At 69.7% G+C, this 16,765-nt stretch carries 14 protein-coding genes and 2 pseudogenes; 8 read left to right on the top strand and 8 right to left on the bottom strand.

Annotated features, from left to right (window positions below):
• Window positions 1–14: 14 nt before the first annotated feature.
• Window positions 15–1,037: an LLM class flavin-dependent oxidoreductase gene (locus tag OG714_RS47455; RefSeq protein ID WP_406130619.1), complete on the bottom strand. Its 1,023-nt coding sequence runs from the start codon at window positions 1,035–1,037 to the stop codon at window positions 15–17.
• A gap of 271 nt (window positions 1,038–1,308) precedes the next feature.
• On the opposite strand from OG714_RS47455, the gene OG714_RS47450 reads away from it, so the two are divergent.
• A complete protein-coding gene (locus OG714_RS47450) occupies window positions 1,309–1,467 on the top strand; it encodes a twin-arginine translocase TatA/TatE family subunit (RefSeq protein WP_406130617.1) in 159 nt (52 codons plus the stop codon).
• 718 nt (window positions 1,468–2,185) lie between these two features.
• Here the strand turns inward: OG714_RS47450 and OG714_RS47445 are convergent.
• Window positions 2,186–2,761 (bottom strand): TerD family protein, encoded by a 576-nt coding sequence (locus tag OG714_RS47445; RefSeq protein WP_406130615.1) that lies wholly within the window; start codon window positions 2,759–2,761, stop codon window positions 2,186–2,188.
• Between the two features lie 187 nt (window positions 2,762–2,948).
• Here OG714_RS47445 and OG714_RS47440 point away from each other — a divergent pair, with 187 nt between their 5' ends.
• Window positions 2,949–3,338, top strand: coding sequence for a BlaI/MecI/CopY family transcriptional regulator (locus OG714_RS47440; protein WP_406130614.1), 390 nt, complete (start codon window positions 2,949–2,951; stop codon window positions 3,336–3,338).
• A gap of 6 nt (window positions 3,339–3,344) precedes the next feature.
• Window positions 3,345–4,277 carry a M56 family metallopeptidase gene (locus OG714_RS47435; protein ID WP_406130612.1) on the top strand — a complete coding sequence of 311 codons (933 nt, stop codon included), beginning with the start codon at window positions 3,345–3,347 and terminating at the stop codon, window positions 4,275–4,277.
• Between the two features lie 132 nt (window positions 4,278–4,409).
• Here OG714_RS47435 and OG714_RS47430 read toward each other — a convergent pair whose 3' ends face one another.
• Window positions 4,410–4,865, bottom strand: coding sequence for a tellurite resistance TerB family protein (locus OG714_RS47430; protein ID WP_365609924.1), 456 nt, complete (start codon window positions 4,863–4,865; stop codon window positions 4,410–4,412).
• Between the two features lie 457 nt (window positions 4,866–5,322).
• On the opposite strand from OG714_RS47430, the gene OG714_RS47425 reads away from it, so the two are divergent.
• On the top strand, window positions 5,323–5,529 hold the full coding sequence (locus OG714_RS47425; protein ID WP_406130610.1) for a hypothetical protein: 207 nt from the start codon (window positions 5,323–5,325) through the stop codon (window positions 5,527–5,529).
• A gap of 75 nt (window positions 5,530–5,604) precedes the next feature.
• Here OG714_RS47425 and OG714_RS47420 read toward each other — a convergent pair whose 3' ends face one another.
• Together OG714_RS47420 and OG714_RS47415 are read right to left on the bottom strand one after the other, a co-directional pair.
• The gene (locus OG714_RS47420) at window positions 5,605–6,786 is read right to left on the bottom strand and encodes an FAD-dependent oxidoreductase (RefSeq protein ID WP_406130608.1); all 1,182 of its coding nucleotides are present in this window, start codon (window positions 6,784–6,786) and stop codon (window positions 5,605–5,607) included.
• Window positions 6,787–6,851: 65 nt separating this feature from the next.
• Window positions 6,852–8,417, bottom strand: a complete 1,566-nt coding sequence (locus tag OG714_RS47415; protein ID WP_406130607.1) for an MDR family MFS transporter — start codon at window positions 8,415–8,417, stop codon at window positions 6,852–6,854.
• Window positions 8,418–8,629: 212 nt separating this feature from the next.
• On the opposite strand from OG714_RS47415, the gene OG714_RS47410 reads away from it, so the two are divergent.
• The gene (locus tag OG714_RS47410; RefSeq protein ID WP_406130605.1) at window positions 8,630–9,244 is read left to right on the top strand and encodes a TetR/AcrR family transcriptional regulator; all 615 of its coding nucleotides are present in this window, start codon (window positions 8,630–8,632) and stop codon (window positions 9,242–9,244) included.
• 102 nt (window positions 9,245–9,346) lie between these two features.
• Here OG714_RS47410 and OG714_RS47405 read toward each other — a convergent pair whose 3' ends face one another.
• Window positions 9,347–9,751: a MerR family transcriptional regulator gene (locus OG714_RS47405; RefSeq protein ID WP_406130604.1), complete on the bottom strand. Its 405-nt coding sequence runs from the start codon at window positions 9,749–9,751 to the stop codon at window positions 9,347–9,349.
• A 466-nt stretch (window positions 9,752–10,217) separates the two neighbouring features.
• On the opposite strand from OG714_RS47405, the gene OG714_RS47400 reads away from it, so the two are divergent.
• Together OG714_RS47400 and OG714_RS47395 are read left to right on the top strand one after the other, a co-directional pair.
• On the top strand, window positions 10,218–11,690 hold the full coding sequence (locus OG714_RS47400; RefSeq protein ID WP_406132187.1) for a SulP family inorganic anion transporter: 1,473 nt from the start codon (window positions 10,218–10,220) through the stop codon (window positions 11,688–11,690).
• A gap of 176 nt (window positions 11,691–11,866) precedes the next feature.
• The gene (locus OG714_RS47395; RefSeq protein WP_406130602.1) at window positions 11,867–13,825 is read left to right on the top strand and encodes an SMI1/KNR4 family protein; all 1,959 of its coding nucleotides are present in this window, start codon (window positions 11,867–11,869) and stop codon (window positions 13,823–13,825) included.
• A 267-nt stretch (window positions 13,826–14,092) separates the two neighbouring features.
• Here the strand turns inward: OG714_RS47395 and OG714_RS47390 are convergent.
• A pseudogene (locus tag OG714_RS47390) lies at window positions 14,093–14,931 on the bottom strand (alpha/beta fold hydrolase).
• A gap of 365 nt (window positions 14,932–15,296) precedes the next feature.
• A pseudogene (locus OG714_RS47385) lies at window positions 15,297–15,491 on the bottom strand (response regulator); the annotation flags it as partial.
• Between the two features lie 51 nt (window positions 15,492–15,542).
• On the opposite strand from OG714_RS47385, the gene OG714_RS47380 reads away from it, so the two are divergent.
• Window positions 15,543–16,694, top strand: coding sequence for a class I adenylate-forming enzyme family protein (locus OG714_RS47380; protein ID WP_406130601.1), 1,152 nt, complete (start codon window positions 15,543–15,545; stop codon window positions 16,692–16,694).
• Window positions 16,695–16,765 lie beyond the last annotated feature (71 nt).

Raw genomic sequence — 16,765 nt, 5'->3', positions numbered from 1 at the left:
GGGCGGCCGCACACTCAGCGCCAGCCCAGCTCCGGTGCCACCTGGGTCAGGATGCTCTCCAGCACATGGGCGTTGTAGTCGACCCCGAGCTGGTTCGGAACGGTCAGCAGCAGGGTGTCCGCGGCCTGGATGGCCTCGTCCTCCTGGAGTTGCTTCACCAGTACGTCCGGTTCGGCGGCGTACGAGCGTCCGAAGATCGCCCTGGTCGTGTCGTCGATCATGCCGACCTGGTCCCGCGAGTTGCGGTCGTTGCCGAAGTAGGCCCGGTCCATGTCGTTGGTCAGGGCGAAGATGCTGCGGCTGACGGACACTCGCGGCTCCCGCGTGTGGCCCGCCTCCTTGTACGCCTCGCGGTACGCCTCGATCTGCTTGCGCTGCTGGACGTGCAGTGGCTCGCCGGTCTCGTCGTCCTTCAGGGTGGAACTCTGCAGGTTCATCCCCAGCTTCGCGGCCCAGACGGCGGTCGCGTTCGAGCTGGAGCCCCACCAGATCCGCTCGCGCAGCCCCTCGGAGTACGGCTCGACGCGCAGCAGCCCCGGCGGGTTGGGGAACATCGGCCGCGGGCTCGGCTGCGCGAAGCCCTCGCCCTCGATCACCTTCAGGAAAGCCTCGGCGTGCTGGCGGGCCATGTCCGCGCCGGTCTCACCCTCCGCAGGCGCGTAACCGAAGTAACGCCAGCCGTCGACCACCTGCTCCGGTGACCCACGGCTGATGCCGAGCTGCAACCGACCGCCGGAGATCAGGTCGGCGGCGCCGGCGTCCTCGGCCATGTACAGCGGGTTCTCGTAGCGCATGTCGATCACGCCGGTGCCGATCTCGATCTTCGAGGTCCGCGCGCCGATGGCCGAGAGCAGCGGGAACGGGCTGCCCGCCTGCTGCGCGAAGTGGTGCACGCGGAAGTACGCACCGTCCACGCCGAGTTCCTCGGCGGCGACCGCCAGGTCGATGGACTGGTGCAGGAAGTCGGCAGCGGACCGGGTCTTGGAATGCGGACTCGGCGACCAGTGGCCAAAGGAGAGAAATCCAATCTTCTTCACACAGCCTGAAGCGTCCGGTTGCCACGTTTGATTCCCAGCGCCGACAGGGTGTGACCAGGCCATCCGGCTAACGTGACCATGGAAGACGGTGAGAGCGAACCAGCGGGCCTCTGTGAGGGATCGGCAGCGGCGGGCCGGTTCCTCACGGGCCAGTTCCTCACCGGCCGGTTGAGCGATCACCCCTCAGGGGAGGCTTCTACAGCACTGTAGATTGAAGCGTGTGGCCGGTACGCCGTAGCGGCCTTGCCCCTCCCGGAAGAAGGCAGACCTGATGTTCGGCTTGAGCGAACTGGCCATAATCCTCCTCGTCGTCGTGGTCGTCCTCGGGATCAAGAAGCTGCCGGAACTGACGCGTTCGGCGGGCAAGGCGACCCGGATCTTCAAGAGCGAGGCGAGGGCGCTCAAGGAGGACGATTCACGGCGCGCCTGACGACGTGGGGGACGACCGAGATCGGAACGTGCGGATCCGACTGGCCGGCTGGGTGACTGGGTGACTGGGTGACTGGGTGACTAACTGTTGGTGATCACTCGCACACCGCTCGGCTAGTCCTGCTGGGCGGCGAACAGTTCCAGGTGTGCGCAGGTGGGGCACCGATAGGCGTCGATCTGCCAACGCGGTCGGCCCATCCTCCTGGCATTGCCGAGTGGACCTCGCTGGAGGGGCCCTGCGATCCACCGCGCGAACCCGCGAGCACCTTGCCCGGAGTCCTCGACGAAGCCCGGCTCCAGCCCCACAGCACCGCATTGGGTGCACCGTATGTTGTTCATCGAAAAAGTGTAGTGAGCGAGTGCGAGCGCCGGCCGTCAAGGTCGGTTCCCAACGCCCGGTCCGACGCCCGGAGTTCGGACGCCGGACAGGACCAGCGTCGTCGCTGATCAACCGCTGGAAGAAGACCGCATCAACCGGCTCACGGCCGGCGAAGAGCAACTCCGTGGCAGCCAGGTCGATTTCGCGGAGACGGGTCAGCCGGACCAGGAAACCCTTGCGGGGAGGGGTGGCCCGCCGGACGCGCCGCGCCCCACCCGTACGGAACCCGAACTCAGCGCGCTCCCATCGGACTTGCTCAGGCCGATCTACCGCCCCTTGCCCAGGTCGACCGGTCTACGCGATCCCTCCCCTACAGGCCTCTACCGGCCCCTATCGGTTCTCAGACACCTACGCCGAAGTCGGCGGCGATCCCCGCCAGTCCGGCCGCGTACCCCTGGCCGACGGCACGGAACTTCCACTCCGCGCCGTTGCGGTACAGCTCGCCGAAGACCATCGCGGTCTCGGTCGAGGCGTCCTCGGACAGGTCGTAGCGGGCGAGTTCGGCGCCACCGGCCTGGTTGACGACGCGGATGAAGGCGTTGCGGACCTGGCCGAAGGACTGCTGGCGGTTCTCGCCGTCGTGGATCGAGACGGGGAAGACGATCTTGTCGACATCGGCCGGTACGGCGGCGAGGTCCACCTTGATGGACTCGTCGTCGCCCTCGCCCTCACCGGTGGTGTTGTCGCCGGTGTGCTCCACCGAACCGTCGGGGCTCTTGAGGTTGTTGTAGAAGACGAAGTGCTGGTCGGAGATGACCTTGCCCGAGGCGTTGAGCAGCAGCGCCGAGGCGTCCAGGTCGAAGTCGGTGCCGGTCGTGGTGCGCACGTCCCAGCCCAGGCCGACCAGCACCGCCGTAAGCCCCGGCGCCTCCTTGCTCAGCGAAACGTTGCCACCCTTGGACAGGGAAACACCCATGATTCGTCCCTCCACGCATGCCGACGGTCCGGGTCCGCGGCTCGGACCCGAATTGAAATCTACAACACTGTAGAAATAATCGCGGGGGACGGTACGGCCGTAAGGCACCGCGTCGATACGATGGGACGGCCGCGACCCCGCAACGGCACAGGCGACCTCGCGGTGGCACACAGGAGGGAGACGGAGCGTGGCGAGACCGGATCCGCGCCCTCAGCGCCGGGCGCAGGGCGAGTTGGAGACACAGGTACTCACCGTCCTGCACACGGCCGACGTACCGGTGACCGCGGCCTGGGTGCAGGAGCGCCTGGACGCCGAACTCGCGTACACGACCGTGATGACCGTGCTGAGCCGGTTGCTGGAGAAGCAGGCCGTGACCCGCGTACGGGAGGGCCGCTCGTTCGCCTGGTCGCCGGCCGCGGACGAGGCGGGACTCGCCGCACTGAAGATGCGCAAGGTGCTCGATCGTGAGCAGGACCGCCGGGCGGTGCTGGCCAGTTTCATCACCTCCCTGCCGGAGGACGACGAGCGGTTGCTGCGCGACCTGCTGGACCAAGTCGCCGACGAGTCGGCGGGCTGAAGTCCCGTGGGTGTCTTCGTCTTCCTGCCGCTCGTCCTGCCGTTGACGGCCTGGCCGATCGCCCGCCTGGCCACCCAGCACCTTCATCCCCGCACCGCCACGGGCCTGTTGAGCGCCATGGCCGCCGTCATGGCACTGTGCAGCACGCTGTGCCTGGGCCTGCTGATGGTGGTCGGCACCGCCCAACTGCCGGGCAATCCGCTGCCGGACGGCTGGTCGGACCCTGAGGTTCGGGAGAGCGTGCCCCACGACGAGATCGTGGGGAAGGCCGCGATTCCCGTCCTCCTCGCCGTGGTCATGGGCTGCGGCCGAACTCTCTGGCGCCACTGCCGAGTTCGGCGGCAGGCCCACGCCGCACTCGCCGGTCTGCGTGACACCTCGGTCGCGATCCTCCCCGATGACGAGCCGTACGCCTACGCCCTCCCCGGCGGCCCACGCGACCGGATCGTGGTCACCACCGCCATGCTCGCCTGCCTGAACGCCCAGGAACGCCGGGCCCTGTTCGCCCACGAGCGGGCCCACCTCACCGCCCGGCACCACCGTCACCTGCTGATCGCCCAACTGGCCGCCCGGGCCAACCCGTTCCTGTTCCCGCTGCGTACGGCGGTCTCCTACGTCACGGAGCGCTGGGCGGACGAGGAGGCCGCCCGGTCCGTCGGCAGCCGCAGAGCCGTGGCCCGCGCGATCGGCAAGGCTGCCCTCGTCTCCCGCGGCACGCCGGCACCGACGCTCGCGGCCCTCGCGGCGCCGGGTCCCCTCCCCCGCCGGGTCGCCGCCCTGCTGGCCCCGCCGCCCCCGGCACGCACCTGGCCACCGCTCTTCACCGCCGTGAGCCTGGCGCTCTGGAGCGCGGCGGCGGGCGCCGCCCTGTCCGCGACGTTCTCGGCGAACTCGGCCGTGACGCTCCTGCTGCTCCTGCACGCGGCGACCCCGCTGTAGGCGGACGGTCCGCACGGCCGGCACGCGATACGGAAGCGGGGCGCGGCCGGGAGTCCGAAGCATCCGATGCGTGGCCGACAGGACTCAACTCCCGTCGGCCACAGCACTGTTGGTCTCAGCGACGAGACCGGATCACAGGTCGAACTCGTGCGGCGGCAGCCCCAGCGCAAAGCAGGCGTCGCGGACGACGGCCCGCTCGGTGGCGTCGAAGTCTCCGTCGGCGCCACCGATGACGATGCCGATCTGGATGACGGCACGCGCCTCGGCCGGCTTCTTCTTCGCCTTGGCGATCTCCTGCAACACGCCCACTTTGCCGAAGTCGAAGTCGGCGGTCAGCTTGTTGAGGTTGTCGTCGAAACGGCGCTGCAGGTCGGCGGCCGGGAAGTTCTGCAACACCTCGTTGCTGAAGATGAGTTGGGCGACGCGCTGCCGCTCCGACGGGTCGATCTTCCCGTCGGCGGCGGCGACGAGCGCACACATAGCCATGCTCGCGTCGCGGAACGCCCCGCTCTTCAGATCGTTCTTCTTGGCCACCAACTGGGTCTGCATCGTCGACGCGGACTCCTTGACGCGGTCCCACAGTGCCATGCCGTCTCCCATTGTTCCGGGGCCGCCCAAGCCGCGTACGAGGAGGGCCGGACGGCCGTCCAACTTCTTATATCTACAGCGTTGTAGAAGATACCAGGGTGGGTGCGTGCCCCTTGCCCGCAAGCAAGTAACCAGGTCATCGCGACAAGCCATAAGCGTCAGCCAGTGGCGTCCCGATAGTCGGCCTCGCGCAACTGGCCCGCGATCGCGTCCCGTTGGGCCCGGGACGTGCCAACGAAGGACTTCGCGACTGTCACCCGGGCCGGATCGAGGAACGTGGCCGCGAACACCCAGCCCTCGGCGGCATCGCCCGCAGCGGTGGGGAAACGGGGGACAGCCGTGCGGACCGTGCGCGGCCGCCGCCGAAGTCCCGGCCAGGTCGCCCGGCGCCGGCACGACGGATCTGGCCGGCACGCTCCCGTCCTTCGCGGTCCGCGGGACGAGGGAGGCGTCGGAGGTGAACACCGAAGAAGCGCCGGACGGGCTGGCTTTACCGCCCGGCGAGACGGCGGCCGAGGCGCTCGGTCCCGTCGTCATCGGCGAGGCGTCCGCTCCCGGGTGCCGGGCGGGGGCCGAACATCCGACCAGCAGCATCCCCGCCCCCAGCGGGATCGCCCACCTCCCCTGCATTGCATGGGCGTTGCCTGCCACTCAGCCCCCTTGACGCCGTTCTCGCCGTACGAACTCACCAACATAGGAGGCGGGGAGAGCGGGGACTTCAGTGGAATCACGTAAAGGGCTACGCATTGCGCTGTACCTCCGTGACGAAGTCGGGCAGCTCCGTGGACAGGAGCTGCTCGGCGCCGTTGTCGAGGAGTCGCTGCATCTCGTGGGAGCGGGGCAGCATGGTCTTCTCGTAGGCGTGGATCGCGTCGTCGACGGTGTGGTGGTTCGCGACGGCCAGGGCGAGTTCGCAGGCGTCGAGCATGGCGAGGTTGACGCCGACGCCGAGCGGCGGCATGAGGTGGGCGGCGTCGCCGAGCAGGGTGATCGTGGGGTTGTGCTCCCAGGTGTGCGGGACGGGAAGCGCGTGGATGGGGCGGTCCACGTAGGGGCCGTCATTGTCGGTGATCAGCCGGCGCAGGCGGGGTGACCAGCCGCGGTACTGGTCGAGGAGGAAGGCGCGGATGCCGTCGGTGTCCTGGGCGGTCAGGCCACGGGCGGTGATCCAGTCGGCGGGGACGCGCTGGATGGCGTAGACGCGGATGTGGTCGCCGCTGCTGCGCTGGGCGAACAGACCGCGGTCGCCGTCGGCCGCGGCGGCGCTGCCCTGGCCGACGAGTTCGGCGATGTCGGGGTGCCGGTTCTCGACGTCGTCGAACCAGGCTTCGAGGAAGCTGACGCCGCTGTACCCGGGGGTGGCCGGGGAGATGGCGGCCCGGACCTGGGACCAGGCGCCGTCGGCGCCGATGACGAGGTCGGCCTCGATGGCGGTGCCGTCGGTGAAGTGCAGTCGGCGGGGTCCTTCCGCGGGCCCTTCGACGGACCGGAGGGTGTGTCCCCACTGCACGGTGCCGGGTTGGAGCGAGTCGAGGAGGAGGTCGCGCAGTTGGCCGCGGTCGATCTCCGGCTTGAAGCTCTCGCCTTCTTCGGGGGTGTGGTGGAAGAGGATCGTGCCTGCCGGGTCCATCTGCCGCGACTCCTGCCCTTCGGGGCGGGAGCGTTGGAAGAACTCCTCCAGCAGTCCGGCCTCACGCAGGGCGATCTGGCCGTTGTCCTCGTGCAGGTCGAGGGTTCCGCCCTGGTTCCGTGCCTCGGGACCGGTCTGGTGGTCGTGGACGGTGGCGGTGATGCCGTGCCGCTGGAGGATGCGGGCGCAGGTCAGGCCGCCGGGACCGGCGCCGATGATCGCGATGCGGGGGGTGGGGCTGATCTTCGTGGCGGTGGTCTTCGTGGCGGTGGCCTTCGTAGTTGAGTTCATGGTGGTGCTCCGTTCGTGTTCGTGTTCGTGTCGCGTGAACTGTGCTGCTGCGCGCGGGAGTTGACTCAGGTGGCGGTGGCAGTGGCGGTGACGGTGGCGGCCGGGGTGTTCCCTGCCGTGTCGGCAGGTGCGGGCGCGCCGGCCCCCTTCAGAGGGACCTCGATGACGAAGAGCGCCGCGACGAAGGCGAGGGCGCACAGGATCGCGCCGGTGAGGAAGATGTGATCGATGCCGACGGCGACCGCGTGGAGGTAGGCGTCCTTGGCGCCCTGAGGAAGCTTCCCCAGGGCGCTCGCGTCGGCGTCGGTGCCGGTGCCGCCGGTGCCCGGCAGGTGTGACCGGGTGGCGCGGGTGAACAGCGAGCCGAAGACGGCGACGCCGAGCGAACCGCCCAGCGTGCGGAAGAGGTTGACCGAACTCATGGCGGCGCCCATGTCCCGCAGCGCGACGCTGTTCTGCGCGATCGTAGAGGCCATCTGGAGGGTGAAGCCCAGGCCGACGCCGACGAGCACCATGTACAGGCCGGTCAGCAGGCGCGAGGTCCCGGTGTCCATGGTGGCCAGCAGCCCGAGGCCGGCGGTCAGGAACGCGGTGCCGACGACGGGGAAGATCTTGTACTTCCCGGTGGCGGACATGACCTTGCCCGCGAGGGTGGACACGAGCACGACGGGGACCATCATCGGCAGCATCAGCAGCCCGGAGTTGGTGGCCGACGCGCCCTGCACGGTCTGCTGGAACAGCGGCAGGTACAGGCCGCCGCCGAACATGACCACACCGGCGACCAGGATCATGGCCATCGCCAGCGGGTAGTTGCGGTGGCTGGTGAACACGCCCAGCGGGAGCAGCGGCTCACCGACCCGCTGCTCCACCCGGACGAACAGGACCAGCCCGATCACGGCCGCGGCGCCGAGGGACAGGATCTGCCAGGACCCCCACGCGTACGTGGTGCCCGCCCAGGTGGCGGCGAGGACGACGGCGGTGATGGCGACGGTCAGCAGACCGATGCCGAGCCAGTCGATCCTCGCCTTGATGCGCTGGGCGGGGGTGCGCAGCATCAGCGCCAGCCACACCAGGGAGATCAGGCCGAGCGGCAGGTTGACGTAGAAGGCCCAACGCCAGTCCCAGTGACCGGTGACGAACCCGCCCAGCAGCGGGCCGCCGATCGTGCCGATCGCCATGACGGAGGCGGTCATGCCCTGGTACTTGCCACGCTCGCGCGGCGGCACGAGGGCGCCGATCAGAGCGAAGGCGCCCGCGCCGATACCGCCGGCACCGATGCCCTGCACGACACGGAAGGCGATCAACTCGCCCATGGACTGGGCCGCCCCGCACAGCGCGGAGCCGACGATGAACACGGCGATCGACGCCAGATACATGCTCTTGCGGCCGACCAGATCGCCGAGCTTGCCCCACACCGGGGTGGTCACGGCGGTGACGAGCGTGTAGGCGGTCACGACCCAGGAGATGTGCTCCAGGCCGCCCAGGTCACTGACGATCGTGGGCATCGCGGTGCTGACGACCATGTTGTCGAGCATCGACAACAGCATCGCGAGCATGACGCCGAGCAGGACCCAGCGCACGTTCTTCGGTACGGCCGGCTCGGCGGAGGGGAGAGAAGCGGTCGCGGGCATGACTGATCACTCCTTTCAGGCAGAAGCAGAAAGGGACGGAATGACGAAGGAGATGGGGTGGGAAGGGGATGAGGTCAGAAGGCGGGGCGCGGGGAGTAGTGATCCGCGAGCCGCCACCCCAGAAGAGCACACCGACTCACTAAGTGCAACCGTTGCACTTTCTGGACCGTTGGACTTTCGCATCCGATTCACCGAAGGGTAAAGTCCCGGGTATGCCCCACACAGACACCACCCCCGCCCCGGCCGCGCCAGTGGGACGCCGCGAGCGGAAGAAGGCCGCCACCCGCCAGGCCATCGCCGACGCCGCCCTGCGGCTGTTCCTGGAACGGGGCTACGACGATGTGGGCATCCGCGAGATCGCGGACGCCGCCGACGTGTCCACCACCACCCTGTTCAAGCACTTCCCGGTCAAGGAGGCCCTTGTCTTCGACGAGGACGCCGACCAGGAGGCACGCCTGCTCGCGGCGGTGCGCGAACGCCCCCACGGCCAGTCGATCCCCGCGGCCCTGCGCGAGCACGCGCTGCGCTACCGCATGGCGGCCGCCGGCGGCGACGCCCGCTTCACCGCGTTCTTCGACCTGGTCAACAGCACCCCGGCACTGCGCGACTACGTCCAGGTCATGTGGCTGCGCCACGCCAACGCCCTCGCCCACACCATCGCCGAGGACAGCGGCCTACCGGCGGACGACCCCACCTGCGCCGCCCTGGCCCACTTCGCCCTCGAAGCCCCCCGCACGGCCCGCGGCCACGACGACCCACGCCAGGCCATCACCCGCGCCTTCGACCTGCTCGAGAACGGCTGGCAGGCGTTCGCCGCCGGCCGGTGAGCGGTGTACCCAACCGGCCCTCCGCTCACCAGGGTTCGCGCCACGCACCATCAACTGACCGATCGGAGCGGCTGGTTGAGAAAGGTCCTCGCGAGGACTGCGTCAGAGCGCCGGGCTCCGCTTCAGGCGCTCCGCCAGCGTGATCGCGAACTCCTCCGCCCGTGCCAGCTGGGTGCGCAGATCCGCCACCCGCTGTTGAGCGGCGCGCTCGAAGCCGCGCACCCGCTCCAGCAGTTCCTCGTGCTCCGTGGTCGGCAGTTCCTCGTCGGAGTCCAGGCGGTCCGTGGCTTCGAGCAGGTCGCGCATCTCGTCCAGCGTGAAGCCGAGCGGTTTCATCCGGCGGATGACCATCAGGCGGGCGACGTCGGATTCGGTGTAGAGGCGGAAGCCGCCCTGGGAGCGGGCGGAGGGGGTGACCAGGCCGGTCTCCTCGTAGTGCCGGATGGTGCGCAGCGACAGTTCGGTCCGTGCGGCGACCTCACCGATCTGCATGTGCTCGCTGCTCACGCGGGGCCTTCCTCGTCTCTCGATGCGGACCCGGAGGACCGCCGCCGATCTCTACTCTAACGTTAGGGTAGAGTTTCGCGGTGTTGAGGTCGACGTGTGCCGCGCCCCGTTCCCCTGGTGCGGGATGTCGGCCCGTGACCGTCAACCGTGTCGGGGCCGACGAAGCCCCCGGCGAGGACCGAAGTCCGCAAGAGAGCGCGTGCGCCTGTTCCTGATGCCCGGCGCCGACGCCTGCCCGCCGTGATCCTTCGCCCACAAGCAGCGCGCGCTATGTTCCCTCGCGGGTCGCTTCGCCGCCGACCGTCGACGTCGGTCCGCCGCTCGCGGCCCTCGGCCGGATCGCTGCCCACCCCTCCCCGATACCTCCCTGCGCGCCCACGGTGACACCGGGCGGCGCGCCCGAGCACGACAGGTTCCTCTCCTCTTGTCCCCCTCCGCACCGTCCCCACTGTCCCCGGCCGCGTGGATGCCCGGCTTCCGCCGTCCGTCCTGGCTGTCGCCGAAGGTGTTGCGCACCGAGGTGCTGGCCGGTCTGGTGGTCGCCCTCGCGCTGATTCCGGAGGCGATCTCGTTCTCGATCATCGCCGGGGTCGACCCGGCGATCGGCTTGTTCGCGTCGTTCACGATGGCCGTGACCATCGCGGTCGTCGGCGGCCGGCCCGCCATGATCTCCGCGGCCACGGGTGCCGTCGCCCTGGTCATCGGTCCGCTCAACCGCGAGCACGGCTTCGGCTATCTGGTCGCGGCCGTGATCCTCGCCGGTGTCTTCCAGATCGTCCTCGGCGCGCTCGGCGTCGCGAAGCTGATGCGGTTCGTGCCGCGCTCGGTGATGGTCGGCTTCGTCAACTCCCTCGCCATCCTCATCTTCGTGGCGCAGGTGCCGGAGATGCATGACGTGCCCTGGGCCGTCTATCCGCTCCTCGCCGCCGGCCTGGCCCTGATGGTGTTCTTCCCGAGGGTCACCAAGGTGATCCCGGCGCCGCTGGTGTCCATCGCCGTCCTCACCGCCATCACCGTCGCCGCCGGGATCGCGGTGCCGACCGTGGGCGACAAGGGCGACCTGCCGTCCTCGCTGCCTGTGCCGGGCCTGCCGGACGTGCCGTTCACCCTGGAGACGCTGAAGATCATCGCGCCGTACGCGCTCGCCGTGGCCCTGGTCGGCCTGATGGAGTCGCTGATGACCGCCAAGCTCGTCGACGACATCACCGACACCCACTCCAACAAGACCCGTGAGTCCATCGGCCAGGGCATCGCGAACATCGTCACCGGTTTCTTCGGCGGCATGGGCGGCTGCGCCATGATCGGCCAGACCATGATCAACGTACGGGTCTCCGGCGCCCGTACCCGGCTGTCGACGTTCCTGGCCGGTGCGTTCCTGATGGTGCTGTGCGTCGTCTTCGGTCCGGTCGTCTCCGACATCCCGATGGCCGCCCTGGTCGCCGTCATGGTGATGGTCTGCTTCGCGACCTTCGACTGGCACTCCATCGCGCCCAAGACCCTCAAGCGGATGCCCGCCGGGGAGATCACCGTCATGGTGATCACCGTCGCCTGCGTGGTCACCACGTCCAACCTCGCCATCGGCGTCGTCGTCGGCAGCATCACCGCCATGGTCATCTTCGCCAAGCGCGTCGCCCACCTGGCCGACGTCACCTCCGTCACCGCCCTCGACGGCACGCAGGTCGTGTACTCGGTCACCGGCGAGCTCTTCTTCGCCGCCTCCAACGACCTCGTCGGCCGGTTCAACTACGCCACCGACCCCGACAAGGTCGTCATCGACCTCTCGGCCGCACACATCTGGGACGCCTCGTCGGTGGCCGCGCTCGACGCCATCGAGACGAAGTACGCCCAGCGCGGCAAGTCCGTCGAGATCATCAGCCTGAACGAGCCCAGCGCGCGCATCCACAAGACCCTCAGCGGCGAACTCAGCGGCGGTCATTGACCGGAGCGCAAACTCATCCGATACGGCGATCACAGTCCCGGCCACCGGTAAGCGCCCACTCCCCGTTTCCGACTCCCCGGTGCGGTTCACCGCCGCTCGTGCGCAGAGCACGGACGAGTTCCCGGCTGAACGGAAGCCGCGGGGCACTGTCAGTGGTGGGTGGCAGCATCGGGCGTATGACGGATCCCACGGCATTCGACTGGTGGTCCTTCCTGCTCGGGTGGAGCGGGGAGTGGGCTGATTCCCTGCTGGACAGCGAGACGCGGGGCGAGGGCGACGAGGCCGCGCGACGGGCGCGCTGGCTGGGGTCACCACCCGCTTCGGAGGAGCGGATCGCGGCCATGGAGGAGCGCCTCGGCCGCCAAATGCCCCCGTCGTACCGGGAGTTCCTCAAAGTCAGCGACGGGTGGCGGCACGCGGGCGGGTTCGTGGGACTGCTGGCGGGGACCGAGGGCGCGCACTGGCACAACAACGAGTCAGGCCTCGCGGACATGTTCGAGGAGCACCTGACCGAGGACGCCGGGCCCAAGGAGAGGCGGGCGGCCGGCATCTGGCGGCGCGGGCTCCAGCTCGACGTCGAGTCCGACATCACGTACGTCTTCCTCGATCCCGAGGACGTGGACGAGGACGGCGAGTGGGCCGTGTACACCTGGGCGAGCTGGCGGGCCGCGCCGCCCGAACGGTACGCGAACTTCCTCGCGTTCATGCGGGACATGCACCGCGAGTTCCACAGCCTGCGGGCGCACCGGAGCGACGGAGAGCCGGTGTTCGCCAACGACACGACGCGAAAGCTGGACGCCCAGGTGGAGGAGGCCCGGCTGGAGGCGCTGCGCGGCGGCTGGGAACAGGCGGCGAAGGCGCTGGACGAGGCCAAGGGATACGGCAGACCGCGAGCCGCCGGGCTGGGTGACCAGATACGCCGGCTGCTCGGACAGACCTACATGGTGTACTTCGACGGCCTGGTGACGGACCCGCGGTACACGCCCGAGCTGCTGCCACTGCTGGTCGCCGAGCACGCGGCCCACTCGTACCGGGACGACTCCACGCTGAGGTACCAACTCCGGGGCGCCGACGACGACTTGATGTCACTGGCCTTCGCGACGCTGGATCAGGTGCGGAACGGCACGTACCGGTACACGGCGGCCGGACCGTTCGGGGAAGCGGTCGAGCGGGCGCGGGAGTTGGCGCGGTGGGGAGACACCGACGAGGCATGGCGGACGCTGAGCAACGCACTTCCTCTGTGGAAACCGCTGGGACCGGACCATCTGGCGCCGTTGGGGTGGGTGGCCGACCCCGTACTCGGGCCACTGCTGACCCCGGAGCGGGGCCGCGAGTTGCTGTCCACACCTAGGGGCGGGCAGACCGGCGAGGCACCGAGGCCGACGGCCGACCTCGACCCGGGCGACCTGGCGTGGCTCGCGGAACCGGACCCGGGCAACAACCGCACGTCCTACCGGTTCGTCCTGGTGGAAGGCGCGGAGCCGGCGGAGTTGCCCGGACGGCTCGCGGACGAGAACGCGGACAGTACCGTGCTGAACGACCCCATGACCTTCTGGGAAGCGCGCGACAGATCGACGCGCAACCGGAGGGAGTTCTCGTCCTACGACGACAGGGCTCTCATGGCAGTCGGCCGGGCCGGCACCGGCTGGAGCTTCGCCTTCGACGGCCATCCCGCCCCGTTCGACCGGCGGCGCTTCGTCTCCCCCGCCGCGTCCGCCAGCGAGGGCACCCGTGCGGTGGTGGTGTGGAGCGACTTGAGGACACGGCACGGTGGACCCTTCTTCCACCTCTCGGTGGCGCGGGACGGTGTCGAGCAGTACGCGTTCACGTACGCGGACGGAGAGATCCGGCGCAGCGGGGAAATACCGCAGGCGCTGGATCCGAGCCGGTTCTTCGGTGACGTGGAAGACGGGGCCGGAGTGGAGCGGTCGCTGCTGGAATCGGTGGCCGGCGAGTTCGGTGCGTCGCTGCCGCGTCATGCCATCGCGAACGGGCGGCTGCACACATGCACCACCCGTTCATGGACTCGACCGCCAAGGCACGGCGAGACGTACGCGGTGATCCGCTTGCACCGGACAGCCACGCACCCGGCGGACGGCGAGCGGACGGCAGACAACAGGCCGGACAGCAGGTAGGGACCCGTTCCATCGTCAACCTCGGCGGTCTGGTCGGTGCCCGAGGGGACAATGCGTGGAGGTGCCGGGTGGTCTTCCCGGTGTGGAGGCAGATGGACCGTACGGATTCTCCCCACTCCAGGACGGAGGGCTCGTTGCCACAGGGTTCGGGGACGAGGTGGACGTAGTCCCTCACATCGCGGAGGGTGTTCATATCCAGCCGATCGACCGCTCGACTTTCCGACGGCACGACGGCACGACGGCACGACGGCACGGCGAAGCCCCTGGTCAACCGGTGAGGAATCCGATGATCGCCTCGTTCACGGCGTCGGGCTGTTCCAGGTAGCCGTAGTGACCACAGCCGGGTATCTCGCGTACGCGGCTGACGGGATGGCCGCGGCGAGTTCGCGGGAGAGGTGCGGGCGGACGACCAGGTCGTCCTGGAAGCCGATGACGAGGCAGGGGTGAGTGATCCGTCGGTAGTGCGGGAGGCGGTTCGGGACGACTTCGAGGCCGAGTTGGGCGCGGACCGTCGACGGGTCGGGGCCGGCGAGTTCGAGGATGCCGAGCCAGTCGCGCAGTCTGTCCTCGTCGTTGAACGTCCGTGGTGAGAGGTTCTGCGGGGCCTGCCGGTACGCGGGCACGGCGGAGGGGATCTTGACGCCACTGTCGGCCAGCTCGATGTCGGCGGCCGACATGGCGGTGATCAGCGCGTCCGCGCGTCCGCAACTGGCCATCAGCACGACCCTGGTGACGAGTTCGGGCCGTGCGAGGAGGAGTTCCTGCGCGATGAGACCGCCCAGCGAGTGGCCCACGACCCGGCAGGGCCCGGCACCCAGATGCTCGATCAGACCGGCGACGTCCGCGGCCATGTCGTCGAGAGTGAATCCGTCGGGGGGGGACGGACCGGTCGGCGGGATGCCGCGGTTGTCGAGCGTGACCACCCGATGGCCGGCCGCTCTGAGCGCGGGCACCTGGTGGGTCCGCCAGACCCGCCCCGGGCGGACGGTGCCGGCCACCAGCACGACCGGCTCCCCCGGGCCACCGTGGCCGCGGTCGTCGTAGCCACGGTCGTAGCCGTAGTCGTCGTAGCTGAGATCTGTTCCGTTGACGCGCGCGATCGGCATCGTCCTCTCCCTCCACCATCACCTGTGGGGCACCCCTGGCGGACGGAGCGACCCGTCGCGCCCGTTCCCGTCCGCTCGGGCCCGCCGACGGGTTCGTCCTCGTCGGCGGGCGCGGACACCTTGGCGAGCAGCTCGTCCGCCGGCACGGTCCGTCCCTCGGCACCGAGCAGGTAGGCGAGTACGCCGAACTCCTTCGCGGTGAGGGGAAGTTGGGTGCCGGCGTGGCTGGCGGGGTCGAGCAGGAGGCGGCCGCGGGCGAGGACGGGCTGCCGCACGGGGTGGGCGCGGCGGCCGAGGGCCCGGGTGCGGGCGAGGAGTTCGGCCCAGGCGAAGGGCTTGGGGAGGTAGTCGTCGGCGCCGAGGCCGAGGCCCTCGACCCGGTCGGCGATGGAGGTGGCGGCGGCGAGCATGAGCACCTTGGTGCGGACGCCCTCGGCAGTGATGTCGGCGCAGACCTCGTCGCCGTGCACGTCGAGGAGGCCGCGGTCGAGGACGACCACGTCGTAGTCGACGTCGATCGCGAGGTCGAGCGCGGTCCTGCCGTCGTAGGCCGTGTCCACGGCGAGGCCCTCGCGGCGGAACACTCTGGTGATCGAGTCCGCGAGTTCCGTATGGTCCCCCCGGCCGGGGTCGTACGGTTCGCCGATCTGCTCGGCGCCGGCTCGGCGGGCTGGGACTCCTCCTCCGCCCGGCCTCGGGACCTGTGCGGCATCTCCTACACCTCGGGGACGACCGGCCGTCCGAAGGGCGCCATGCAGGCTCGCGAGGTGCTCCTGCTGAACTGGGCCTACACGGCCGCGATGCATGGCCGGTCCGCCGCGGACGTCGTACTGACCGCGCTGCCCCTGCCGCACGTCTACGGCAACTGCGCGGTCAACTCCGCTCTGCTGGCCGAAGCGACGGTGGTCCTTGAGCCGCGCTTCGACGCCACGCGCATGCTGGGGCTCGTGGCCGAGCACGGTGTCACCATGATCGAGGGTGTGCCGGCCATGTACACGATGTTGCTGGACGCGCTCGCCACGACGGTCGCCGACTTCACGACGGTGACCCGCTGCACGGTCGGCGGCCAGACCATCTCCGACGCGGTCGTCGAGGCATGGGAGAAGGCGACCGGCGCGCCCTTGCTGGAGCTGTGGGGAATGACCGAACTCTCCGGCCTGGCGACGACGCACGCCGCGTACGCTCCGCCGGCCAGGGGCTCGATCGGGGTGGCCTTTCCCGGGACGGAGGTCCGGGTGGCGTCCCTCGACCAGGTCACCGCGGACGCACCCGAGGGCGAGGACGGCGAGCTGATGGTCCGCGGACCGCTGGTCACCCTCGGGTACTACGGCAACGAGACGGCGACCCGCGAAACCATCGAACCGGACGGCTGGACGCACACGGGCGACATCGCGCACCGGCACGGCCGGCATTTCCATGTCGTCGACCGGCTCAAGGACATGATCCTCAGCGGCGGGTACAACGTCTGTCCGGCCGAGATCGAAAGGGTCCTCGCCGGGCATCCGGACGTCGCCCCGGTCGGAGCGGGCCGGGTGTCCGACCCCAGACTCGGCGAGGTCGCACACGCCTACGTCGTGCCGGCGCACGGACAGGCCCCGGATCCGGTGGCGATCCTCGGGTTCACCCGTTCCCAGCTGGCCCCGTACAAGATCCCCAAGGCGCTACATGCCGTAGCGACCCTGCCCACCACGTCGAGCGGCAAGATCAAACGTCGCGACCTCACGCCACCGCCCGGCACACCGGGGACCCCGAACGGGACTTGACGCTCTCTCATGCCCCTGCGTGTCCGGTCCGTCACCCAGTAGCGTGTCCGTCCCAGCAGCACCGTAGCGAC

It is taken from the genome of Streptomyces sp. NBC_00989 (genome assembly GCF_045162655.1).
Taxonomy (GTDB): domain Bacteria; phylum Actinomycetota; class Actinomycetes; order Streptomycetales; family Streptomycetaceae; genus Streptomyces.
Note: the sequence above shows the minus strand (reverse complement) of the source record. Positions and strands in the feature narration are given on the sequence as shown.